This is a genomic window from Streptomyces sp. NBC_01429 (genome assembly GCF_036231945.1).
Lineage (GTDB): Bacteria > Actinomycetota > Actinomycetes > Streptomycetales > Streptomycetaceae > Streptomyces.
This window is the reverse complement of sequence record NZ_CP109599.1, coordinates 1-20,980: the sequence shown is the minus strand read 5'-3', so window position 1 is coordinate 20,980 and position 20,980 is coordinate 1. Positions and strand designations below refer to the sequence as shown.

The window sequence follows — 20,980 nt, the reverse complement described above, 5'->3', positions numbered from 1 at the left end:
GGAAGAGGTGCCATCGCGGCGGATGTGTGCGCGGCGGCTCGGCACTCTCCTGGTACGGGACATGGCGGCGCGGGGCGGGCACCTTGATCTCGCGGGCGTCGGCGAGGGCGGCCTCGTACTTCGGCCGGATCCGTACCCGGGCCATGGTCCTCGGTCTCCGTGTCCCCGGCCGGGTCCTGGTGGAGAAGGATTGCGTCTTCGGGGTTCTCTGCTTCGGCGTTTGCGATCGTTGCTCGGATGCTGCTGCCGACGGGGATCTTCCCTGCTCAGTTGGCGGTGAAGGCGGGGTAGTCGGTGTAGCCCTCGGTGTGACCGGCGTAGTAGGTGTCCCGGTCGCCGTCGGCCAGCGGGTGGCCCTGCGCGAAGCGCTCGACCAGGTCGGGGTTGGCGATGAAGGGGGCGCCGAAGGAGACGGCGTTGACGGTCCCGTGGCCGAGGATCTCGTTGCCGAGGGCCTGGGTGAAGCCGAGGTTGGCGACGATGTTGCCCTGGTAGTGGGCGCGGTAGCGGGAGAAGAGGGCGTTGCGTTCCTCGATGGTGTCGGGGGTGCCCAGGAGGTGCAGGTAGGCGAGGTTGCTGTCGTTGAGTTTCTTGAGCAGCTGGTCGTAGTCCGCGAGTGTCTCCTCGTCCGCGGTGAACGCGGTTCCGCTGGTCCAGCCCGGGGACATTTTCACGCTGATGCGGTCGCTGCCCCACACGTCACTGACGGCGTCGAGGGTGTCGAGGAGGAACTGGGCCCGCTTCTCGCTGCTGCCTCCGTAGGCGTCGGTGCGCTGGTTGAGACGGGGGTTGAGGAACTGCGGGATCAAGTGGGATCCCTGGGCGTGGAGTTCCACGCCGTCGAAGCCGGCGCGGCGGGCGTTCTCGGCAGCGTGGCGGTAGTCGGCGATGGTGTCGGCGATCTCGGCGGCGGTGTAGGCGCGCGGGGTGAGGGTGTCCTGCGGGCCGGAGGGGGTGAAGGACTTCTCGCCGGGGTTGATGGCCGAGGGGCCGACGGGCAGGCGGCCGCCGAGGTGGTCGGGGTGGGAGGCGGCGCCGACGTGGCCGAACTGGGAGATGATCCGCCCGCCCGCCTCGTGGACGGCTTCGGTGACCTTCGCCCAGCCGGCGGTCTGTGTGTCGGTGTAGATGCCGGGGACGTTGATGAAGCCGATCGCGTCGGGGCTGACCCAGGTTCCCTCGGTGACGATCAGGCCGGCGCCGGCGCGCTGCGCGTAGTAGGTAGCGTGCAGGTCGGTGGGGGCCAGTTCGGTGTTCTGAGCGCGGGCGCGGGTCATGGGTGCCATGACGACGCTGTTGGGGAGGTCCAGTGCGCCGAGGCGGACGGGCTGCAGCAGGGGCTGGGTAAGCATCAGCAATTTCCTTGTTTCGAGGGGTGGATGAGGATGAGGAGGGGAGCGAGGAATGGGCGGGGGCCCCGGCTCAGTCCTGTTTGAGGGCGTGGAGGGCGGAGAGCGGGCCGCCGAGCTGCATGAGGCGTCCGCCCTCGCGCAAGGAGCCGAGGTCGACGGGGGCGAAGCCGAAGGCGGCGGTGAGGTCCTTCACGGTCGTCTTGGCGTCGGCGTCGTCACCGGCGAGGAACAGCAGCTGGCGCCCGGCCTGGTGACGCGGGTCGGCGGCGATGTACTGGCCGTGGAGGGTGTTGAACGCCTTGACGACGCGGGCTCCGGGCAGCAGTGAGGCGACGTGTTCGCTGCCGGTCAGCTCGCCGAGGTCGGCGATCTTCGCATGCGGGGACGGGGAGAGGAACTGGTTGGTGGCGTCGATGACGATGCGCCCGTCGAAGGGTGGCAGGCCGGCTACCGCGTCCGGGATCTGGGGCCAGCCGACCGCGAGCACCACGAGTTCCGCCGCTGCGGCTTCCTCCGGGGTGCCGGCCTTGGCGAGCGGTCCGAGTTCGTCGGCGATCCCGGCCAGGGAGGCGGGGCCGCGGCTGTTGCTCAGTACGACTTGACACCCGTGGGCCACGGCGTGGCGGGCGATGGCCCGGGCGACGGTTCCGGCGCCGAGGGTTCCGATCTTCATAGCAGTGCCCTTCGTGGGGTTCAGGATGCGGGGCTGGTGAGCAGGACGGTTCCGCTCTTGCCGGGGCGGCGGCCATGGTCGATGGCCTTCGCGAAGTCGGCGAGGTCGTAGCTGGCTGCGACCTCGAGGAGTTCCGGGGAGGTCGCGGCCAGACGGGCGGCGAAGGCGACGTCCTCGGCCCGTTCCTCGGGCGTGCGGGTCATCCACTGGCCGATGGACACGCCCCGCACGGTCAGGGCCCGCGGGGTCAGCGCGAGCGACTCCAGCGGTGTGCTGCCGGAACCGAGCTGTCCGTAGGTGATCAGCGTGCCGCCGTCGGCGAGCAGCCCGGCCAGCTCACCGGTCAGGGATCCGCCCACCGCGTCCAGTACGACCTGGGCACCCCGGCCGCCGGTCGCGTCCTGGACCTGAGTGCGCCAGTCGGCGTCGGCCGTCGAGATGGCCGGCAGTGCGGGGAAGCGCTGCCGCAAGGTCTGCGCCCCCGGAGTATTGCGTACCAGGTTGACCAGCGGGATCCCGTGCTTGAGTGCTGCGGCGCTGACCAGTTTTCCTACCGACGAACCGGCGGCCGTCTGCACCACCGGACCTGCCTGGCCGTGCTGGGCGTCCTCGACCGCCCGCAGCAAGGTGAGCAGGGTGAGCGGGTTGACCAGCATCAAGGCCGCGGTCTCGTCGCTGAGGCCCTCGGGCACCGGCACCACCAGATCGGTCGGCGCCGTGACGAGTTCGCTCCACGCGGCCGGCGCCGGGAAGAAAGCCACCCGTTGACCGGGCCGCAGATCCCGCACGGCCTCGCCGACGGTCTCGATGACGCCCATTCCCTCCACGCCGGGAATCCGTGGCGTGGCGAACCGCTGCCGCGGCCCGCCCAAAAGGCCCTCCACTCCCGCCAGGTCGCCGGGGTGGATCGGCCGGGACAGGACCCGCACCCGCACCTGCCCGGCCGAGGGCGCGGCAGGTACCGGCTGCTCGCTCAGGCGTAGTACCTGCCCGGCTTCTCCGTGCTGGTCGTAGGTGATGGCACGCATGACGCTCCCCTTCCACGAACTATTGATGATGGGCATCATTGGAACTCCTGTTATAATGAGAGGCATCATTAAAAAGGTCAAGTCGAGAGTGACGGGAGAGGACGGCAATGCCGCGGATCACCAAGGAGGACAAGGCCCGCAACCGGCAGAACATCCTCGAAGCGGCGGGCCGCATGTTTCGCTCGCAGGGCATCGACGCGGTCGGCATCGCCGAGCTGATGAACGAAGCGGGACTCACGCACGGCGGCTTCTACAACCACTTCGCCTCCAAGAACGACCTGGCCGTGGAGGTGTGCGGCGCCTCCTTCGCCGCCTCGCTCGGGAGCCTGGCCCGGACGATCGAGGACGGTCCGGACCAGGGCGGCTCTCCGCTGGAGCGGGTCACGGCCGGGTACCTGTCCACCGCGCACCGTGACGACCCGGACGGCGGTTGCCCCTCCGCCTCCCTGGTCACCGACGCCGGACGGCACAGCGAAGACGTGCAGAGCGTGTACGCCGAAGGCGTCGAGGGTTATCTCACCGGCTTCGCCGCCGAGTTCCTGCGCGAAGCCGAGGAGAAGGGCCACGAGCTCGATTCGGGCGAGGCCCGCCGCAGGGCCATCCGTCTGCTCAGTGAAATGGTCGGGGCGCTGATGCTCGCCCGCGCCGTACGCCACGTCGAGCCCGAGCTCTCCGACGAGATCCTGCGGGCCGGCCGCGGCCCCGCCCGCGACTGATGCGACTCAGGGCGCCGCCGGACCGAGTCGCTGTTCGTGCTCGTCGAGCCAGGTCAGGAATTTGGAGTTCGCCGGGCGCGTCAGCGCCGTGTCGTACGACGCGGGCTCCGGCCGGTTGGTCGTGTGTCCGCAGGCGAGTCGTCGGCCTGGGTGTCGAAGGCCCGGCTGGAGCAGCCCCGGGTCGTCGTGGCCGCTCACAAGTCAGCCGGCCGCACGGTTGTCCGTTCCCCGAGTATCCGGGCGCCGGGCGCGGTGCCGGTGCCCGAGCCGGCGGCTGCCGGTCCGGCGCCCTCGACCGTGCCCGCCGGGCCGGTGCGCCCCCGGGAGACTGCCTCGGACGGCCACCACCGCGCGCTCGCCGCGCACCGTCAGGCCGCGCCGCAGTGAACCGGGTCGTCGAAGCCCCCGAGACCGGCGTCCTGCTGCGTGCGATGTGCCGGGTTGGTGTCGGTGGGTGGGTGTCAGTGACGGCATGTCAGGTTGAGGTTGTTTCGCTGGTCGGGTGTTGAGGCAGAGCGCGGTCACTGACACGGGACGGTACCTGGGGCGGGCGTGGCTGTCATGGGGCGGTGCACCCCGCTCCGCTCGGCTGTCTCGGGAACAGTACTTCTGATCCTTCCGAGGTCTGCGCGGCTGCACCGTGGTGGGTGTTGGTGTCCGCGGCGGAAGGGTGTGGGGTGGGCGAGCCGGGTGTGTGGGGTGAGGTCACGGCGGGGCTGAGGGTGTCCAGACTGGTGCTGGTCGCGCGGCTGCTGGAGCTTGAGGCGGCCGGGGCGTTGACTACGGCGCATGTGCGTGCGGGTGCCCAGGTCGGCGGGGTGAATGTGCGCACGGTGTGGCGCTGGCTGGATGTGGCGCGGACCTAGTGTCCTGAGCCGTTAGCTGGTCAGCAGGGGTTGACGGGTGTTCAGGTTCGTTGGTTCGGCCGTGGCCTGCTTGGCGTAGTACTTCTCTTCGAACTCGATCGGGCTGAGGAAACCGAGCCGTTCCTGGGTGCGGCGGGAGTTATAGAAGCCGTCGATGTACTCGAAGAGCGCGAGATTCGTCTCGGCCCTTGTCGTGTAGGTGCGGCCACGGATGCATTCGGTTTGGATGAGCATCGAGAGGTTCTCCGCGAGGGCGTTGTCGCAGGAGTCGCCGACGGAGCCCATGGATGCCTCGACTCCCGCCTGCATGAGCCGGGTTGTGAGCTTGGTGGACGTGTACTGGCAGCCGTGGTCGGTGTGGTGAATGAGCTTGCCCGGCTCGACCTCGCGGGACGCGAGCGCGTACTCCAGCGTGGCCAGGACCAGGTCGGCGTCCGCGCGGGCGGAGGTCTCCCACGCGACCACCCGGCGGGAGAACGCGTCCCGGATCGCGGAGAGCCACAACGGTCCCTCGCCGGTGGAGACCATCGTGAGGCCGGTGACCCACAACCGGTTCGGCGCCGGTGCGGTGAAGTCCCGGTTGACCAGGTCCGGGGCGAGGCCGGTCTTGGGATCGCGGCGCGTGAAGCCCTTCCGTCGCGGGCTGGTCCCCGCGATGCCGGCCTCGCGCATCAGGCGCTCGACCCGCTTGCGGCCCACGTGTGTGCCCTCGCGTCTGAGGACGGCGTGCACGCGCGGCGAGCCGTAATTGCCGCCGGATTCCGCGTGGATCTCCTTGATCCGCTCGGCCAGTTCGACGTCGCGGCGTCGCCGTTCGCACGGTTCCTTCTCCGCACGGCGCCATCGGTAGCAGGTGGAGGAGGGGATGCGCAGTTCCCACAGGACGCACTCGGCTCCCAGGCGGGGATGCTCGTCAACGAGCGCTGTCAACCTGGGCCGGGTCGGGGCGAGTTGCGCCGCGAAAAAAGCCGAGGCCGTCCGCAGGACGTCATTCGCCCGCTTGAGCTGGGAGTTCTCCTTGCGCAGGGCCGTGAGCCCGGCACGTTCGCCGGTGCTGAGACAGTCGTCGCGCTCGCCGGCGTCCGCCTCGGCCCGGCGGATCCAGCCGCGCAGGGCCTCTGGGTGCACGCCGAGGTCGACGGCCAGCTTCTTGGTCCGCGGCTTCGGCTCGGTGGTGCGGTACATCCGTACCGCTCACTCACGCAACTCGAGCGAGAGTTTCCGAGGTGCAGCCACGGACACAGGTCCTCTCATGAGTCCCACCTGACCTACTGTCAGCTTCCTCCGCATCTCGGGGGAACCTCACGAGAACGTCGACTCGATGGGATGCGTCGTGCGCAGGTGGACCCAGTGCTCCGCCGGAAAGTCGTAGAACGCCGGCCAATTCGTCCGCGTCGTCGGTGATCTTCGCGACGGCCTTGGGCCACTTGGCGCTGTAGGTCTTTGTGATCGCCTCGATCGCCTTCTCGGCGTGCGCGCGATCCTCTGCCTTGTAGATCTCTTGCATGGCCTTCGTCGCGCCCGGCCGTGCGGACTTCGGCAGAGCGTTCGAGACCTTGGGGTCGCGGCGCGTGAAGCCGCTCCGGCGCGGGCTGATCTCCGCGATGTTGGCCTCACGCATCAGTCGCTCCACGTGGACGCTCTCGCGCTTGAGTACGGCGTGCACGCGCGGCGAGCCGTGGATCCCACCGGGGTCGGCGTGGATCTCCTTGATCTACATGACGGCGGCCCTCGATGCCAGCCTGCCACGGCACCGCCATCTCCTCGACCAGGCGCGCGAGATGACGCCGAGAGATTCCTGTGAACAGCCGTTGCGTCAGCACCGCCCGATTGACCACGATCGCCACAGTCGGACCATGCCACCGACCAGGCACGACGCCTTACCCGCTATCACGCACCAACTCGTAACCCTCGTTGATGTGATGTTGGGCTTGTTGTCCGAGTCGCGTGGTTGCGCATCGAACATTTTTGCAATGTACCTGACAAGAATACTCTGTTTATGGGAAGATCTTCAATCGAGCGGGACAGGTCCGGGCCTTGGGCTCCCTTGCGGGCCGAGGCCCGTTCCCGCGTGCGCGTCCCGGCGCCACAACCGTGCTGTCCGGGTTCATCAGGCAGCACCGCCACGGCCGCATCGGAAGGATCTTCATTGCGCCCCCCGACGTTTAGCCGAAACACCGAAGGTCAACACGGCACCCAAGGCACCAGGACCACCCGAGGAAACGGAGCTGAATCGCTGAGGCCGACGGTGACCGGACGGCGCCTGCCCGCCGCCGGAGCGCTGGTCACCGTGGCTGCTCTGCTCGCCGCCGGCGTGCAGACGAGTCCTGCCGCTGCGCAGCCATTGACGGCACCCCCGAAGAAGATCGTCGCCACGCCCCGGCCCGGCGCCGCCCAGGTGGAGCTGACTCCGGCCAGGCGTGCGGCGCTGCTCCAGCGGGCTTCGGTGTCCGCGACCGCCACCGCGAGCGCCCTGGACCTCGGCAGCACCGAGAAGCTGCTCGTGAAGGATGTCGTCAAGGACGCCGACGGGACCGTACACACGCGTTACGAGCGGACCCTGGCCGGTCTTCCCGTCCTCGGCGGCGACCTGGTGGTCCATGAGGGCTCCGACGAGGAGACCGTCACCAAGGCCACCGATGCCCCGTTGACGGTCCCGACGACGAAGGCCGGGATCCTGGCCGACACGGCGCGGGAGGCGGCGGTCGAGACCGCCGCCTCCGAGGGCGTGCAGAAGGCGAAGGTCGAGGAAGCCCCGAGGCTGGTCGTCTGGGCCGCGACCGGGAGACCCGCCCTCGCCTGGGAAGCCGTGGCCACCGGCCTACAGGACGACGGCACCCCCAGCGCACTGCACGTCGTCACCGACGCCCGGACGGGTGAGGCCCTGTCGCAGTTCGAGACCATTGCGACCGGCACCGGCCACGGCCGGTACAACGGCACCGTCCCGATCGGCACCACGCAGTCGGGCGACACGTACGAGCTGACCGACAACACGCGCGGGGGCCACAAGACGTACGACCTCGCCCACGGCGTCACCGACGACGGCGCTCTCTACACCGACGACGACGACGTCTGGGGCGACGGCACCAACACCGACGGCCAGACAGCCGCTGTGGACGCCGCCTTCGGAGCCCAGGAGACCTGGGACTTCTACCAGGACGCCTTCGGCCGCAACGGCATACGCAACGACGGCGTCGCCGCCCACACCAACGTCCACTACGGCACCAATTACGCCAACGCCTTCTGGGACGACGGCTGTTTCTGCATGACCTACGGCGACGGGGCCAACAACGCAAAGCCGTTGACCTCGCTGGACGTCGCCGGTCACGAGATGACCCACGGAGTCACCTCCGTCACGGCTGGCCTCGTGTACAGCGGCGAGTCCGGCGGCCTGAACGAGGCCACCAGCGACATCATGGGCACAGCGACGGAGTTCCACGCCGACAACCCCGCGGATGTGCCCGACTAGCTCATCGGCGAGAAGATCGACTTCCGCGGCAACGGCACGCCGCTGCGCTACATGGACCAGCCCTCCAAGGACGGCGCCTCAAGGGACTACTGGTCCGTCACCCTCGCCAACGCGGACGTCCACTACTCCTCGGGCCCGGCGAACCACTTCTTCTACCTGCTGGCCGAAGGCAGCGGCACCAAGACCGTCAACGGTGTCTCGTACGACAGCGCCACCTATGACGGCCTGCCGGTCTCCGGCATAGGCATCGACAACGCCGCGCAGATCTGGTACCGCGCGCTTACCACCTACATGACTTCCTCCACCGACTACGCGGGTGCCCGCGTCGCCACTCTCAAGGCCGCCAAGGACCAGTTCGGCGTCGATACCGGGGTCTTCGAGTCAGTGGCCAACGCCTGGGCCGCGGTCAACGTCGGCGACCGCGTGGTGAACGGCATCCTGCTCACCCGCGCCGGTTACCAGCCGGCCGTCACCAGGACCCGCACCGCCGTGCAGATCGAGGCCGTGACCACCCGCACCGGCGCCAGGCTGACCTACGCGGCCGCCGATCTGCCCGAGGGCCTGCGCATCAAACGGTCCACCGGGCTCATCTCCGGCGTCCCGCGCGACGCCGGGTACTCCACCTCCACGGTCACCGTGACGGACTCCGGCGGCGGTTCGGCCTCCACGTCCATCGACTGGAACGTCACCGCCTACGGGGCGGACGTCTGGGAGAACCCCACGGACTACAGCATCCCCGACGGCAGCAGGACGTACATCGAGTCCCCCGCCACCGTCGTCGGCCGCAGCGGCAACGCGCCGAGCACACTTCAGGTCTACGTGAAGATCGTGCACCCCTTCCGGGGTGACCTGATCATCGACCTGGTGGGTCCCGACGGCTCCACCTACCGTCTGAAGGGCTCCAACGCGTTCGACTACGTTGCCGACGTGGACACCACGTACACGGTCGACGCCTCCGCGCAGCCGGCCCACGGAACATGGAAGCTCCGCGTCCGTGACGAGATCAGCCACTTCGTCGGCTACCTGGACAGCTGGAAACTGACCTTCTGACGCGCCTCTGACGTGCACCGGAGTACGGCCCCGCAGCCGGACGGCTGCGGGGCCGCCGCACATCCGCACGACCGCGCCCGTCCGGGGCCCGCAGAGCGCCGTGACCGCCCGCGCTTGAGTGTTGGTTATCGGCGTACGGGAAGCGCGGCAGGCCAGCGCAGTTCGGCCGTCACCGCGTCATTGACGCCCCGGCCACTTCCGCGTCGTACGGATTGTCGTCGTACCAGACTGGCTCAGGCCACGGATCGGGGCCGGACTCCCACTGCTCGCCCTGGACCAGGATCTTGCCCTCGGGCGCTCCCGCTTGGCGATGACGATCACCTTGCCGACAAGGCAACCCATCTTCTCGGACTCGGCGTCCCCTGCGTGAGCTGCACTGAGATTCGTGGAGTCCCTGATGCCAGGGTTCCGATCCTGGTGAAGGGGAACGACATCAGTGCCGGCACCACGGAAATACCCCGATGAGCTGCGTGTGCGGGCGGTCCGCGAGGTCCGCGCCACGGGCCGTCCCGTCGCGCACGTTGCGAAGGGCCTCGGCATCCGCGAGGAAGCCTTGCGCGGCTGGGTCCGCCAGGCCGAGGCGGATGCCGGTGAACGCGACGGCCGGCTGAGTACGGCCGGGCTCGACGAACTCAAGCAACTCCGCGAGGAGAACGCTGCGTTGAGGTGGGCCAATGGGATCCTGAAGGCCGCTTCGGTGTTTTGTGCCCAGGGGATCGACCGTTCCCGGACGAGGCCGTGCAGGTGATGGACCACCTGCGCGAGAAGGGCTTCGGGGGCGATGCCGTCTGCCGGGAGCTGGACCTGTCGCCGTCGACGTACTTCGCCCGCGAGAAGCGCCCGAAGTCCGCCCGCCGACCGCGGGAGGAACAGCTCATGCCCATGATCGAGCAGACCCACGCCGAGTCCGGCGGGAGTTACGGAGCCCGAAGGATCACCCGCGCGCTGCGGCGCGGTGGCATCGAGGTGGCCCGCTGCACGATCGAGCGGCTGATGGCCGAGCTCGGCATCGAGGGCGTCGTCCGCGGCCGGCGCCGGCGAACCACCGTCAGCGAGCCGTCGGCGCCGAGGCCGCCGGACCTGGTCGACCGGGACTTCACCGCCGACGGCCCCGACCGGCTCTGGGTCGCCGACATGACCTATGTCAGAACCTGGTCCGGCTGGGCTTACGTCGTCTTCGTCCTGGACGTGTTCTCCCGCATGATCGTCGGCTGGCGGATCGCGAGCCATATGCGGACCGAACTCCCTCTGGAAGCACTGGAGATGGCGCTGCGGCGTCGGCGGATCAAGAAGGACTCCGGCCTGGTCCACCACTCCGACAGGGGGTCGTAATACGTATCAATTCGCTACACGGACCGGCTGTCGGACACCGGCGCCTCCGCGTCGGTCGGTTCCGTCGCGGACTCGTACGACAACGCCATGGCCGAGGCGCTGAACGGCACCTTCAAAGCTTAGTTGATCGAAATGCAGGGTCCCTGGCGGGACGTCGGCCAGGTCGAGCGAGCGATCTTCCAATGGGTCACGTGGTACAACGAAGAGCGTCTCCACTCCGCTCTCGATTACGTACCGCCCGCCGAGTACGAACGGGACTTCTGGCAGAGCCTGGGACAAGCCCCGCAGTCCGCCTGAAACAAGATCATCGGACTCCACGAAACTCAGTACAGCTCATCTTCGCCCTTGCAGGGGCGGCGAGCCTTGCCGACTCGCTCTGAGCCGTACGCGGCGCGACGGCGACCGTACGGTTCCGTGACAGCCTTCCCGCACTGACTTCGCCGCGATGCGCCGGTTTGGTGTCGGTCGTGATCGCTTGCCATCTCGCCGCCGACGTCACCGCCACGCTCTCCGGCCTGCCCCGAAAGCTGACGGAGCTGTCCCGACGACAGTCCGCTTCGCCCACCTCGCGAAGGCCCGCCCGCGAGGGCCGCTTCCCCGGCCTGGTCGACACCCTGCGCGTCTTCGGTTTCGGCGCGGATGTTGGCGGCGAGGGTGCGCAGGTCCTTCTGGTGTGCCTGCCGCCAGGCGGTATCCGCTGCCCGCATCGAGGGATCTGGGAGCGGGCATGGCCACGTCATTGATAGCCTGTCGCCTTTCTTATCGGTTCCTCTGAAGAGGTGTGAATGAAGTCAGGCAGACGAAGAACCGCCGCAGGGGCCGCGTTCGTGGGGGCGCTGGGACTTTTGGTTCTCAGTGCTCCGGTGGCCCATGCGGCGGACACCGGCATCACTGTGTCGGACATCGTCATCAACAACGGCAAGCCGATCGTGGTCGGCACGTCGAAGGCGGTGGAGCCACCCCTCACCTTCAACATCGCTCTGCCGTCCGGGTACAGCACAGCCGACCCCTACCGCTACGACGCGGATCCTTTCCTCTACCGCGGCAGCCGAAAGACGGCGGCCGACACTGGAAAAAACTTCATCGGGCCGGGCGGCTACACCTGTTACGAGATCAGCTCCAAGCGCGCCCGCTGCGAGGGCGACCTCTACATCGACCCGCACTCGAGCCGGAAGCAAGTCGGCTCCAACAGTGACGCCACTACGTGGAAAGTCGCCGTGTCGCTCCGCCTGTTCAAGGCCAGCGGCGCTGTCAAGGCGCAGGAGTACGAGACGAGGTCCCAGACCGTCCGTCTCAAGCGTGCCGCCAAGGTCACCACTGCCGACGCCACGCCGGAGCCGGTCACCAAAGGCAAGAAGATCACCGTCACGGGCAAGCTGACCCGGGCGAACTGGAGCACGAAGAAGTACAACGCCTACAGCGACCGCACGGTCAGTCTCCAGTTCCGCGCCAAGGGCACGGACTCGTACAAGACGGTCAAGAAGGCCACTACCAGCAGCACCGGTGCGCTCAAAGCCACCGTCACGGCCTCCACCGACGGTTTCTACCGGTGGAAGTACAACGGCAACACCACGACCGGCACCGCCGTCGGCGCGGCGGACTACGTCGACGTGCGCTGACGGCGTCCCCTCTGGCGCCCTTGGCCCTGGCAAGGCGAAACGCCACGAACACTGCGAAGGCCCTCGCCCAAGCTTGCGCTGGACGGGGGCCTTCGCGCGGGATCGAGCACCGCGGGCCCTACGAGCCGGCCCGCGCAGTCTGCTGCCCACGTCGGTGACTGGCACGTCTCCATCGACGACCCCGACCCGTGATCTTCCCGTTGTACGCGCATGAAGACAGGGCCTCTCGGTAGCTCGGGGATGCGAATCTGACCGAGCAGTGCCGGGAGGCCCTGGTGTCCTTGTTGTACGTGTCCGAGCCTGTCCAGTTCAACTCGGCTGCTCCATCGTGTGATTGCCTCGCGCACGTGTACGGCAATGCGGCCGATCATCCCGATCGGGTGCGCCGGTATCCGTCGGACATGACGGACGCGGAGTGGGCGGCCGTGCGGCTGTTGCTGCCGGTGCCGGCCTGGCTGAATGGGCGGGGTGGACGCCCCGAGGGCTACTGCCACCGCCAGCTGCTGGACGCGATCCGCTACCTGGTCGCGGGCGGGATCTCCTGGCGGGCGATGCCCGCGGACTTCCCTGGCTGGCGCCGGGTCTACGCCTTCTTCCGCCGCTGGCGCGAGCACGGGCTGATCACCGAGTTCCATGACCGGCTGCGCGGGAAGGTCCGGGAGCGCGACGGCCGCAAGGCCGAGCCCACTGCGGGGATCATCGACGCGCAGTCGGTGCGGGCCGCCGCGACGGTGCCGGCCGCCTCACGGGGCTACGACGGCGGGAAGAAGGTGCCGGGCCGCAAACGGCACATCGTGACCGACACTCTCGGCCTGCTCCTGGTCGTCGCGGTCACCGCCGCGAACATCGGCGACCGCGCGGTGCGGCGGGTCTGCTGGCCCGGCTGCGCCGCCTGCACCGCGACATCACCCTCGTCTGGGCCGACAGCGGCTACACCGGCTCCCTCGTCGGCTGGTGCCGGGACAAGCTCGATCTGACCCTGGAGATCGTCAAGCGCACCGACGACATGACAGCGTTCGTGGTGCTGCCGAGACGCTGGGTGGCGGAGCGCACGTTCGCGTGGCTGATGAACTCCCGCCGCTTGGCCCGGGACTACGAGACCCTGCCGCCACCAGCGAGACGGTGATCCGGTGGTCGATGGTCACGCGGATGAGCCGGCGTCTGGCACGGCCACGGGCCGCCGGCCGGCATTGAATGCCCCCGACGCCTCCAGGAGGAGCCTGCCGCGCTCCGCCAGACGCCGGGCTTTCGACCGCACCCCCTCGACCTTCGCCGGCGTGGCGTCAAGGCCCAGTTCCACCGCGATCTCCTCGGCCCGAAGCGGCCCGTGCCCCGTGGACCGCTGCTGTTCCAGCACGCCCAGAATCCGCTGATAGTCCGGTGCCAGAACCGTCACCGGCAGCCCTTCCCGCCAGGGCGGCACCGTTGAGCCCGGCACCGGCGCGAGCGACAGCACCGCTTCCTCCTCGGCCCCGGCCTCGGTCCCGGTCACGGCGGTGGTCTCGGCCGCCGAGGCTGCCAGGGCCTCGACCAGTTCTTCCGCGCGATCACCCGCCGGTCCAGCTCGATCTCGGCGGCCTCCAACAGCTCAGCCAACCGGGCGACTTCCTCCCGCAGACCTTCCACCCGCACACGGGCCGCTGTCTCCCGCTCCTCCAGCATTCCCAGCACCGACGCCATCGCGCACCCCTCGCTCACGGAGCGGAAACAAGACGTCGGATGCCTCTCTCATTCCGATCTACACCATGCCTGACCAGCAAAAATCAACGGATCACGTTCGGTTGAGATACGGCCTCTGACGTCAGCCCACTGCCGCCGCAGCTTGACATCACGGCCGGACACGAGGACCTGCGCGCCGAACTGGCGACGGCAGGCCGTGAAGCCGCTGTTGCGCGCGCCAGGGACAGGATCACGGCTGCTGTTGCCCGTTCCAGTCTCGTCGAGGTCCTCGCTCCTTCACTGGAAGGACCCGAGGCATAAACGGTCCAGGTATGGCTCGCCTCGCTGGACGACCAGGCGGTCCTGGACCGAACTGTCCGCCTGGGGCTTGTACGCGACCAGCCGCATGAACTGGTCGAGCTGTACCGCGAACTGATCGCCGATTCCCTCAGCCACCAGGATCGGAACGCGGAGACCACCCCAGCGGGGGGTCTGTCAAACGAGCGGTGTAACTCGGGTTGTTGAGGGTTACTGGCGGGCTGCGGAGAGTCGGCCGTCGAAGGCGATGTAGAAGGCGTTCAGAGCGGTTTTCCAGCGCATGGTCCAGCGGGCCTGGCCCTTGCCGGTCGGGTCGAGCGACATGATCGCCATGTAGACGCGCTTCAGGGCGGCCTGCTCGTTCGGGAAGCGGCCGCGGGCCTTGACCGCCCGGCGGATCCTGGCGTTGACGGACTCGATCGCGTTCGTGGTGCAGACGATGCGGCGGATCTCGGTCTCGAAGCGGAGGAACGGGGTGAACTCCTCCCACGCGTTCTCCCAGAGCCGCACGATCGCCGGATACTTCTTGCCCCACGCGTCGGCGAACTCCGCGAACCGCTCGAGGGCAGCGTCCTCTTCGGTCGCCGCGGTGTAGACGGGCTTGAGCACCTTCGCGATCTTGTCCCAGTCCTGGCGGGCGGCATAGCGGAAGGAGTTCCGCAGCAGGTGGACCACGCAGGTCTGCACGACGGTGCGGGGCCAGACGGCCTCGACCGCGTCGGGCAGCCCCTTGCGCCCGTCGCAGACCAGCACGAGGACGTCGTTCACGCCGCGGTTCTTGATCTCGGTGAGGATGTGCATCCAGTGCTTGGCACCCTCGCCGCCATCACCGGCCCACAGCCCCAGGATGTCCCGTCGGCCCTCGGTCGTGACGGCCAGGGCCACGTAGATGGGCCGGTTGGCAACCGCGCCGTCGCGGATCTTCACGTGGATGGCGTCGATGAAGACCACCGGATAGACGGCGTCCAGGGGCCGGTTCTGCCATTCGGCCATGCCTTCGAGGACCTTGTCGGTGATCGTGGAGATCGTCTGGCGCGACACCTCGGCGCCATAGACCTCGGCCAGGTGAGCTTGGACCTCACCAGTCGTCAGGCCCTTCGCGGCGAGCGAGATGACCATCTCGTCGACACCGGAAAGGTGCTTCTGCCGCTTCTTGACGATCTTCGGTTCGAAGGAGCCCTCGCGGTCGCGGGGCACGGTTATCTCCACCGGGCCGACGTCGGTCAGTACGGTCCTGGCTCGGGTGCCGTTGCGTGAGTTGCCGCCGTTTTTCCCGGCAGGATCGTGCTTGTCATAGCCGAGGTGGTCGGTGATCTCGCCCTCGAGAGCGGATTCCAGGAGCCGCTTGGTCAGCTGCCGGAGCAGCCCGCCTTCGCCGGTCAGCTGCACGCCCTCGGCCTGAGCCCGGCCCACGAGCTCGTCGATCAGCCGGTCGTCCATGGACTTCGGTACCACGGCCTCAGACGGCTCGACGGTCTCGGCCTCGGTCACGTTGTTGCTGGTCATCGATGCATCTTCCATGATCGGGAGTTACACCGAACGTTTTATAGTCCCGGATGGTGGTTCGAGCCGAAGTTGTGGACAGGGTTTTGGTCTGTCCGTTGTCCACTGAGTTTGGGATGTGGAGCCCTGAGTATCGCTGGTCTGGCAACGTGCTCCTATGGCGACTTCTCAGTCGAACACGACGTACAGCGCGCCCGTGGGTTCGGTGGATCTCGCGGCGATGAACGATGAAGGCGAGCCGTACGAGATCTGGCCGTGCGGTAGCTGCTTGCCCTGGCACGCCGAAGTCGTGCAGGCCGATCGAAGTGGGTCCTACTTCTCGACGGTCGACTGGTCGGCGATGGTGTGCAGTTCGCGGCCGAGAAGTTTCGCCCAGCAGGGGGTCTGACCCGGCGAAGCGGCCTTCGCGGGCGGCCTGGGAGGTGCTGAGCGTCATCCGGGCCACCTCATCGGGAATCAGTGCCGCCCGGCCGAGATGGGGTCACGGTGCTGTGTCGGCTCAGTCGCGTAGGTTCGGATGTGGGCCAGGACGGCGTCGAGACCGGTGCGCAGGGGGGTGGTGTCGCGACGGGTCTGAGTAAGGAGGAGTCCGCCCTGGAGTGCAACGAGCAGGGCGAGGGCGAGGGCGTCGGTGTCGGTGTCAGGGCGCAGGTCGCCTCGGGTGCGCATGCGGGCCAGGCCCTCGCGGATCGGAGCCTCCCAGCGTTCGAAGCCGTCGACGAGGTCCGCTCGTGCGTGGGGGTCGTTGTCGGCCAGCTCGGCCGCGATCGATCCGATGGGGCAGCCGCCGACGCAGTTGCGCTGCTCTTGCAGGTCGACGAGCAGGTCACGCCAGCGGTAGAGGTTGTCGAAGCTGTCGAGTTCGTCGAGGACGGGTCGTTGGGCGGCCAGGATGCCGTCGGTCTGGTGGGCGATCACGGCCCGGATCAGGTCGTCCTTGTCGGTGAAGTAGTGGTAGAGCTGCGACGCGCTGACACCCGCTCGACGCTGGACGTCCTCGATGCCGGTGCGGGCCACGCCGTGGGCGAACACCAGCTCGGCGGCGGCGGTGACGATGCGAGCCCGGGTTGCCAGACCCTTCGTCGTGAATTTCCGCACCGGCCTGGGTGTGGCCTCGACGACCGCACCGGTCCGATATGTGCGGTCCGTCCGGCTTTCGGGTGTTGACTGGTCCATGGGTTCAGCATACCCCGATTTTGGAGTTGACACTCCAAAAATAGCCGGGCATGGTTTGGAGCGTTTGCTCCACTAGCTGAGGGGTTTCTCATGACCACCGATCTGACCGGTTCCACCGCCCTGATCACGGGCTCCACCAGCGGCATCGGCAAAGCCACCGCCGACCGTCTGGCCGCCCTGGGGGCGCACGTCATCGTGTCCGGCCGGGACAAGACCCGCGGCGAGGCCGTCGTCGCCGGCATCCGCGCCGCCGGCGGGACGGCGGACTTCGTCGCGGCCGACCTGGGCGACGAGCGCAGCGTGCGGGAACTCGCCGCCCGCGCCGCCCAGGCGGGCGGCGGCCACGTCGACATCCTCGTCAACGGCGGCGGCGTCTTCCCCTTCGGCCCCACCGCCGACACCCCGGCCGATCAGATCGACGAGGTCTTCGCCGTCAACGTCAAGGCGCCCTACCTGCTGGTGGCCGCATTGGCCCCCGCGATGGCCGAACGCGGCCACGGGGCGATCGTCAACATCACGACCATGGTGTCGGAGTTCGGCATGAACGGGATGGGCCTGTATGGCTCCAGCAAGGCCGCTCTCATGCTGCTGACCAAGTCCTGGGCTGCCGAATTCGGCCCCGCCGGGGTCCGCGTGAACGCCGTCAGCCCCGGCCCCACCCGCACCGAAGGCACCATTCCCATGGGCGACGCGCTGGATCAGCTCGCGAAGGGCGCGCCGGCCGGGCGCGTCGGGAAGCCCGAAGAGATCGCCGCCGCCATCGCCTACCTCGCCACCGAGGAGGCCAGCTTCATCCATGGCGTGCTGCTGCCGGTCGACGGCGGCCGCCTCGCGGTCTGACATTCTCGCCCGCGAAGCAGCAAACGCCGAAGCTCGGTCACGCGAACCGGCCGACTCCGCTCCGCCCGGAACACGGACCCGGGCGGAGCGGAGTCGGCCGGCTCGCGAAGTCCACGCCCGGGGTCGACGGCAGCACCATCTGCGCCATCCACCAGGCCACCACCGACGCGGCGCACCGACGCACCATCCGCACCAGGCCGTTGCCCTCGTCACCATCGATCTCACGCACTCCGACATGTGTGGCCACCGACCCAATCCCACGGATCGCAGCCGAAGCCGCCCGCCCGGGCGAACGCGACCACCCTCGGGGGTAGGTGCGAAATGCCTTCGCGGACCGCTCAGATTTTGTAGTTGACACTCCAATTTTGGAGCGCAGAGTGGAGTGATCCCTACAAAACATGTGGGCGGTACGCCACTGAGAGCGGCCAGGAGACCATCGTGAACACGATTGACCAAGTCACCCCGCGGTCGGCGGGAGCTTTGACCTTCAACCCCGACGGGGTTCTCTTCGTGGGCGACAGCAAGTCGGGGGCCGTCTTCGCCTTCGAAACGGGCCGGGGCCAGGCTCCGGCCTCGCTCGATCCCTTCCTCTTCGAGTCGATCGACGAGAAGATCGCCGCGGCGCTGGGCGTGACGGCGAAGAGACTGGTGATGAACGGGATGGCCGTCCATCCCCTGACGCGCGAGCCGTACCTGTCAGTCGGGGTGCGCAACGGCGATCGCCTGGCCCCCGCGGTCGTGAGCGTCTCGCTGGCCGGCGAGGTTTGCCTTTTCGACCTCTCCTCGTCGAACGTGACGGTGCACCAGCTGTCCGACGCTCCCGACGAGGGCAAGACCTTCAAGTCCCGGGCCGGCACTTTCCCCATGCCACCGGCGTCCTACTTCGACGAGAAGGCGCGGACGCCGCTGCGGTCCATGACGATCGTGGACCTGAAGTTCCACGCCGGAGAGGTGTTTGTCGCCGGCGTCTCGAACCAGGAGTTCTCCTCCACGCTGCGGCGGATCCCGTACCCGTTCACCGGGGAGGCCAGCGAGACCCAAGTGGAGATCTACCACCTCGCGCACGGCATGTATGAAACGCGTGCGCCGATCCGGGCCATGCAGTTCGCCACCATTGACGGTGAGGACACCCTCGTCGCCGCCTACGCCTGCAGCCCGCTGGTCACCATCCCGGTCGCAGAGCTCAAGCACGGAGCGACGGTGCGGGGCAAGACGATCGGCGACATGGGCAACGGCCAGCCCATCAGCATGGTCGCCTACCGCGAGGGGGACGAGGAGAAGCTGTTCATCACCAACCTCAGCCGCGGCCCCGTCGTGGTCCCGCTCTCCGGCATCCGCTCCGCCGAGGGATTCACCCCCGAGAACCGGCCGACCCAGGGCCCGATGCTCGACCAGTCCCCCTTCATGCCGGCCGGGCCGGTCGGCAAGCAGGTGCTGTTCGTCGGATCATCGCTGCGGGCGGACCTGTTCAGCGACCGCTTCTTCGTCTCGCTGACCCGCTACGCGGACACCGGCGACCTGACGCTGGAGACCCTGATGGTCGCCCCGCTCCCCGGGCGGCTGGACAAGATCTGGGTGGAGATGGATTTCCCGGGCGTCGAGAGCCCGCACAAGGTGACGGCGTGAACGGCAGGCGTCAACGTTGAGTGCGCCACAGACGCCGATCCCGACTTCACCAGAGCTGCCCATCCGCATCTCTCCCCAAGCCGAGGTCCTGCCCGCCAACACCCTGCGTTTCTACCTACATTTTCCCAGGCAGGGAGAGGCGCACTTCGATCGTGACCGCCTCTGGCTGGTGGATGAGGAGGAACAGGTGGTGCCTGAGCCCTTCCTCGTCCTGCCGCAGGAGCTCTGGTCCGTCGACGGGCGCCGCCTGACGGTCCTGATGGAGCCAGGAAGGATCAAACGCGGTCTGGGAACAGACCCGTCACACGAGGCGGCGCTGGTCGTCGGGCGCACGTACAGCCTCGCCGTCACGGCGCTCGGGCAAACAGCACGCCATACCTTCCGCGTCAGCGATCCAGTGCTGGAGGCGGTCGACGAGACCCGCTGGCGTCTCGTCTCCCCGACAGCGGGGAGCCTTGATCCCGTCGTCGTGCACTTCGACAGGGTGATGGACGCCGTCCTCTGCCAGGACGAGATCGCAGTCCTGGCCCCTTCCGGAGAAGCCGTTCGGACGCGTGCGTCACTCGCGCCGAACGGAACCGCGGCACGGCTCGTCCCGAGTCACCCGTGGCGCGCCGGGGAGCACCGCCTCCTGGTCTCCGAACGACTCGAAGACGTCTGCGACAACAGACTGGGCGAAGCCCTGGACCACGACCTGGGAGCCGAAGGAGCACCACGGGCCGGAATGATCAACTTCACTACGCGCAGCGCCGCCGCGGCCCCGTCCGCTCAGGCGGTGCGCTGATGCGGCCGGTACGCGGAAGGCGGGCCCGGGCTCCGACCATCCGCACGAGCATTCCCGGGGTGTTCGCCGCCTGCGACGTCGTCGACCACACCTACCGCCAGGCCATCACCACCGCCGACACCGGCTGCGCCGCAGTCCTGGACGCCGAACGCCACTTAGCCGCCCTCGCCGACCACACCCCGGAAAGCAGGCCCGTCCGGCAAGACCCCGTGCTCGCTTCCGCATGCCCTGATCCTCCGCGCCGATGGTCAGCGGCATGATCATGAGGACATGGAGCGTCAAAGATCGGGTATGCGGATGGAAGTTCGTCGACGGAAAGCCGGAGCCCCTCACTAAGGCTAAGCTGTTCGATGCCTATTGCTACGACCCCGACACCGGAGAATACGGCGACCCCTATTCGGATGCCGAATTCACAGAGGCCCCGAACATTGAGTTCTGAGAGCACGCGCACGCGCCCTGAATGATCACAGAGGGCCAGAGGGAGCGCCTCGGATCGAACTCGATCCGAGGCGCTCCCATTTGACTGGTAGAGCAGACAGGCGCGCCTTGGGTATAGAGAGAAGGTGTAAGTGAAATCACCAACACCTACCCAGGTATGCGACACGATGCACTGGTTGGCGTTTAGTCCAGATGGCAGTGAGGTGGAATCTCAATCGGCACCCCAGTTCCAGGCAGTGATGCACGGGGAAGGTTCGGCCCATATGATCCGCCTGACGCAGGATCACGACGCCCCTCATCTCCGTAGCCAGCCGCCCGCGCAGCGGGCCAACAGGAACTCCAATTAGCGGAAGAGTAAGTGACGACCGGTTGATCAAGGCCGTGGCCCGTAGCGGAGCGGAGGGGCGTTCAGGCCGCTTGCGGCCTATTGAATTCCGGAGGAATTTTAATTGTAATTCCGGAGGAATTACATAAAGCCCGTAGGGCTTTATCGTCTTTACGGTCCGTAGGACCGTGCGTCGTTCCTCCGGG

Annotated in this window: 22 protein-coding genes and 4 pseudogenes; 16 read left to right on the top strand and 10 right to left on the bottom strand. The window is 68.1% G+C overall.

Features of this window, described 5'->3' with window-relative positions:
- Nucleotides 1-266: 266 nt before the first annotated feature.
- From OG627_RS00130 to OG627_RS00120, 3 genes are all read right to left on the bottom strand, one after another.
- Nucleotides 267-1,352, bottom strand: coding sequence for an alkene reductase (locus OG627_RS00130; RefSeq protein WP_329060124.1), 1,086 nt, complete (start codon nt 1,350-1,352; stop codon nt 267-269).
- A 70-nt stretch (nt 1,353-1,422) separates the two neighbouring features.
- Entirely contained in the window at nt 1,423-2,025 is a 603-nt protein-coding gene (locus OG627_RS00125; protein WP_329060122.1) for an NADPH-dependent F420 reductase, read from the bottom strand.
- A gap of 20 nt (nt 2,026-2,045) precedes the next feature.
- A complete protein-coding gene (locus OG627_RS00120) occupies nt 2,046-3,053 on the bottom strand; it encodes a zinc-binding dehydrogenase (protein WP_329060120.1) in 1,008 nt (335 codons plus the stop codon).
- Nucleotides 3,054-3,160: 107 nt separating this feature from the next.
- On the opposite strand from OG627_RS00120, the gene OG627_RS00115 reads away from it, so the two are divergent.
- The 3 genes from OG627_RS00115 (at nt 3,161) to OG627_RS00105 (ending at nt 4,635) form a co-directional block, all read left to right on the top strand.
- Entirely contained in the window at nt 3,161-3,769 is a 609-nt protein-coding gene (locus tag OG627_RS00115) for a TetR family transcriptional regulator (protein ID WP_329060119.1), read from the top strand.
- Between the two features lie 123 nt (nt 3,770-3,892).
- Nucleotides 3,893-4,156, top strand: a complete 264-nt coding sequence (locus OG627_RS00110; RefSeq protein WP_329060117.1) for a hypothetical protein — start codon at nt 3,893-3,895, stop codon at nt 4,154-4,156.
- Nucleotides 4,157-4,491: 335 nt separating this feature from the next.
- The gene (locus OG627_RS00105) at nt 4,492-4,635 is read left to right on the top strand and encodes a hypothetical protein (RefSeq protein ID WP_329060115.1); all 144 of its coding nucleotides are present in this window, start codon (nt 4,492-4,494) and stop codon (nt 4,633-4,635) included.
- 12 nt (nt 4,636-4,647) lie between these two features.
- Here OG627_RS00105 and OG627_RS00100 read toward each other — a convergent pair whose 3' ends face one another.
- Nucleotides 4,648-5,820, bottom strand: coding sequence for an IS3 family transposase (locus OG627_RS00100; RefSeq protein WP_329060113.1), 1,173 nt, complete (start codon nt 5,818-5,820; stop codon nt 4,648-4,650).
- A 120-nt stretch (nt 5,821-5,940) separates the two neighbouring features.
- Nucleotides 5,941-6,190: pseudogene (locus OG627_RS00095) on the bottom strand (transposase); the annotation flags it as partial.
- A gap of 681 nt (nt 6,191-6,871) precedes the next feature.
- Between OG627_RS00095 and OG627_RS00085 the strand changes: the two are divergent.
- The 7 genes and pseudogenes from OG627_RS00085 (at nt 6,872) to OG627_RS00055 (ending at nt 13,231) form a co-directional block, all read left to right on the top strand.
- Nucleotides 6,872-9,154, top strand: a pseudogene (locus tag OG627_RS00085) (M4 family metallopeptidase).
- Between the two features lie 436 nt (nt 9,155-9,590).
- The gene (locus OG627_RS35390; RefSeq protein ID WP_443073398.1) at nt 9,591-9,902 is read left to right on the top strand and encodes a transposase; all 312 of its coding nucleotides are present in this window, start codon (nt 9,591-9,593) and stop codon (nt 9,900-9,902) included.
- Entirely contained in the window at nt 9,821-10,486 is a 666-nt protein-coding gene (locus OG627_RS00075; protein WP_329060108.1) for an IS3 family transposase, read from the top strand. Before OG627_RS35390 ends, OG627_RS00075 begins: the two co-directional genes overlap by 82 nt.
- Before the next feature lie 132 nt (nt 10,487-10,618).
- Nucleotides 10,619-10,783 carry an integrase core domain-containing protein gene (locus tag OG627_RS00070; RefSeq protein ID WP_443073597.1) on the top strand — a complete coding sequence of 55 codons (165 nt, stop codon included), beginning with the start codon at nt 10,619-10,621 and terminating at the stop codon, nt 10,781-10,783.
- A gap of 161 nt (nt 10,784-10,944) precedes the next feature.
- A complete protein-coding gene (locus tag OG627_RS00065; protein WP_329060104.1) occupies nt 10,945-11,229 on the top strand; it encodes a hypothetical protein in 285 nt (94 codons plus the stop codon).
- A gap of 42 nt (nt 11,230-11,271) precedes the next feature.
- Entirely contained in the window at nt 11,272-12,105 is an 834-nt protein-coding gene (locus OG627_RS00060) for a hypothetical protein (RefSeq protein WP_329060102.1), read from the top strand.
- A gap of 401 nt (nt 12,106-12,506) precedes the next feature.
- Nucleotides 12,507-13,231, top strand: a pseudogene (locus tag OG627_RS00055) (IS5 family transposase).
- 15 nt (nt 13,232-13,246) lie between these two features.
- Here the strand turns inward: OG627_RS00055 and OG627_RS35385 are convergent.
- From OG627_RS35385 to OG627_RS00045, 3 genes are all read right to left on the bottom strand, one after another.
- Nucleotides 13,247-13,597 carry a hypothetical protein gene (locus OG627_RS35385; RefSeq protein WP_443073397.1) on the bottom strand — a complete coding sequence of 117 codons (351 nt, stop codon included), beginning with the start codon at nt 13,595-13,597 and terminating at the stop codon, nt 13,247-13,249.
- Nucleotides 13,594-13,785 carry a hypothetical protein gene (locus OG627_RS00050; protein WP_329073206.1) on the bottom strand — a complete coding sequence of 64 codons (192 nt, stop codon included), beginning with the start codon at nt 13,783-13,785 and terminating at the stop codon, nt 13,594-13,596. Before OG627_RS00050 ends, OG627_RS35385 begins: the two co-directional genes overlap by 4 nt.
- 507 nt (nt 13,786-14,292) lie before the next feature.
- On the bottom strand, nt 14,293-15,522 hold the full coding sequence (locus tag OG627_RS00045) for an IS256 family transposase (RefSeq protein ID WP_329072232.1): 1,230 nt from the start codon (nt 15,520-15,522) through the stop codon (nt 14,293-14,295).
- A gap of 220 nt (nt 15,523-15,742) precedes the next feature.
- Here OG627_RS00045 and OG627_RS00040 point away from each other — a divergent pair, with 220 nt between their 5' ends.
- Entirely contained in the window at nt 15,743-15,973 is a 231-nt protein-coding gene (locus OG627_RS00040; RefSeq protein WP_329060100.1) for a hypothetical protein, read from the top strand.
- 68 nt (nt 15,974-16,041) lie between these two features.
- On the opposite strand, the gene OG627_RS00035 is transcribed toward OG627_RS00040, so the two are convergent.
- The gene (locus OG627_RS00035) at nt 16,042-16,761 is read right to left on the bottom strand and encodes a TetR/AcrR family transcriptional regulator (protein ID WP_329060098.1); all 720 of its coding nucleotides are present in this window, start codon (nt 16,759-16,761) and stop codon (nt 16,042-16,044) included.
- Nucleotides 16,762-16,851: 90 nt separating this feature from the next.
- On the opposite strand from OG627_RS00035, the gene OG627_RS00030 reads away from it, so the two are divergent.
- Entirely contained in the window at nt 16,852-17,601 is a 750-nt protein-coding gene (locus tag OG627_RS00030) for an SDR family NAD(P)-dependent oxidoreductase (RefSeq protein WP_329060096.1), read from the top strand.
- A gap of 37 nt (nt 17,602-17,638) precedes the next feature.
- Here OG627_RS00030 and OG627_RS00025 read toward each other — a convergent pair whose 3' ends face one another.
- The gene (locus OG627_RS00025; RefSeq protein WP_329060094.1) at nt 17,639-17,830 is read right to left on the bottom strand and encodes a hypothetical protein; all 192 of its coding nucleotides are present in this window, start codon (nt 17,828-17,830) and stop codon (nt 17,639-17,641) included.
- A 209-nt stretch (nt 17,831-18,039) separates the two neighbouring features.
- On the opposite strand from OG627_RS00025, the gene OG627_RS00020 reads away from it, so the two are divergent.
- The 4 genes and pseudogenes from OG627_RS00020 to OG627_RS00005 all read left to right on the top strand — a co-directional run bounded on the left by OG627_RS00020 (nt 18,040) and on the right by OG627_RS00005 (nt 20,450).
- Entirely contained in the window at nt 18,040-19,227 is a 1,188-nt protein-coding gene (locus tag OG627_RS00020; protein ID WP_329060092.1) for a hypothetical protein, read from the top strand.
- 16 nt (nt 19,228-19,243) lie between these two features.
- Nucleotides 19,244-20,011, top strand: coding sequence for a hypothetical protein (locus tag OG627_RS00015; RefSeq protein WP_329060090.1), 768 nt, complete (start codon nt 19,244-19,246; stop codon nt 20,009-20,011).
- 29 nt (nt 20,012-20,040) lie between these two features.
- Nucleotides 20,041-20,271: pseudogene (locus OG627_RS00010) on the top strand (hypothetical protein); the annotation flags it as partial.
- A complete protein-coding gene (locus OG627_RS00005) occupies nt 20,268-20,450 on the top strand; it encodes a hypothetical protein (RefSeq protein WP_329060087.1) in 183 nt (60 codons plus the stop codon). The pseudogene OG627_RS00010 and the gene OG627_RS00005, both read left to right, overlap by 4 nt.
- Nucleotides 20,451-20,980: the final 530 nt, after the last annotated feature.

Coding starts and splice junctions, on each gene's coding strand:
- OG627_RS00130 (WP_329060124.1), bottom strand. CDS start 1,352: ATGCTTACCCAGCCCCTGCTGCAGCCCGTCCGCCTCGGCGCACTGGAC.
- OG627_RS00125 (WP_329060122.1), bottom strand. CDS start 2,025: ATGAAGATCGGAACCCTCGGCGCCGGAACCGTCGCCCGGGCCATCGCC.
- OG627_RS00120 (WP_329060120.1), bottom strand. CDS start 3,053: ATGCGTGCCATCACCTACGACCAGCACGGAGAAGCCGGGCAGGTACTA.
- OG627_RS00115 (WP_329060119.1), top strand. CDS start 3,161: ATGCCGCGGATCACCAAGGAGGACAAGGCCCGCAACCGGCAGAACATC.
- OG627_RS00100 (WP_329060113.1), bottom strand. CDS start 5,820: ATGTACCGCACCACCGAGCCGAAGCCGCGGACCAAGAAGCTGGCCGTC.
- OG627_RS00070 (WP_443073597.1), top strand. CDS start 10,619: ATGCAGGGTCCCTGGCGGGACGTCGGCCAGGTCGAGCGAGCGATCTTC.
- OG627_RS00060 (WP_329060102.1), top strand. CDS start 11,272: ATGAAGTCAGGCAGACGAAGAACCGCCGCAGGGGCCGCGTTCGTGGGG.
- OG627_RS00050 (WP_329073206.1), bottom strand. CDS start 13,785: ATGGCGTCGGTGCTGGGAATGCTGGAGGAGCGGGAGACAGCGGCCCGT.
- OG627_RS00045 (WP_329072232.1), bottom strand. CDS start 15,522: ATGGACGACCGGCTGATCGACGAGCTCGTGGGCCGGGCTCAGGCCGAG.
- OG627_RS00040 (WP_329060100.1), top strand. CDS start 15,743: ATGGCGACTTCTCAGTCGAACACGACGTACAGCGCGCCCGTGGGTTCG.
- OG627_RS00035 (WP_329060098.1), bottom strand. CDS start 16,761: ATGGACCAGTCAACACCCGAAAGCCGGACGGACCGCACATATCGGACC.
- OG627_RS00030 (WP_329060096.1), top strand. CDS start 16,852: ATGACCACCGATCTGACCGGTTCCACCGCCCTGATCACGGGCTCCACC.
- OG627_RS00005 (WP_329060087.1), top strand. CDS start 20,268: ATGATCATGAGGACATGGAGCGTCAAAGATCGGGTATGCGGATGGAAG.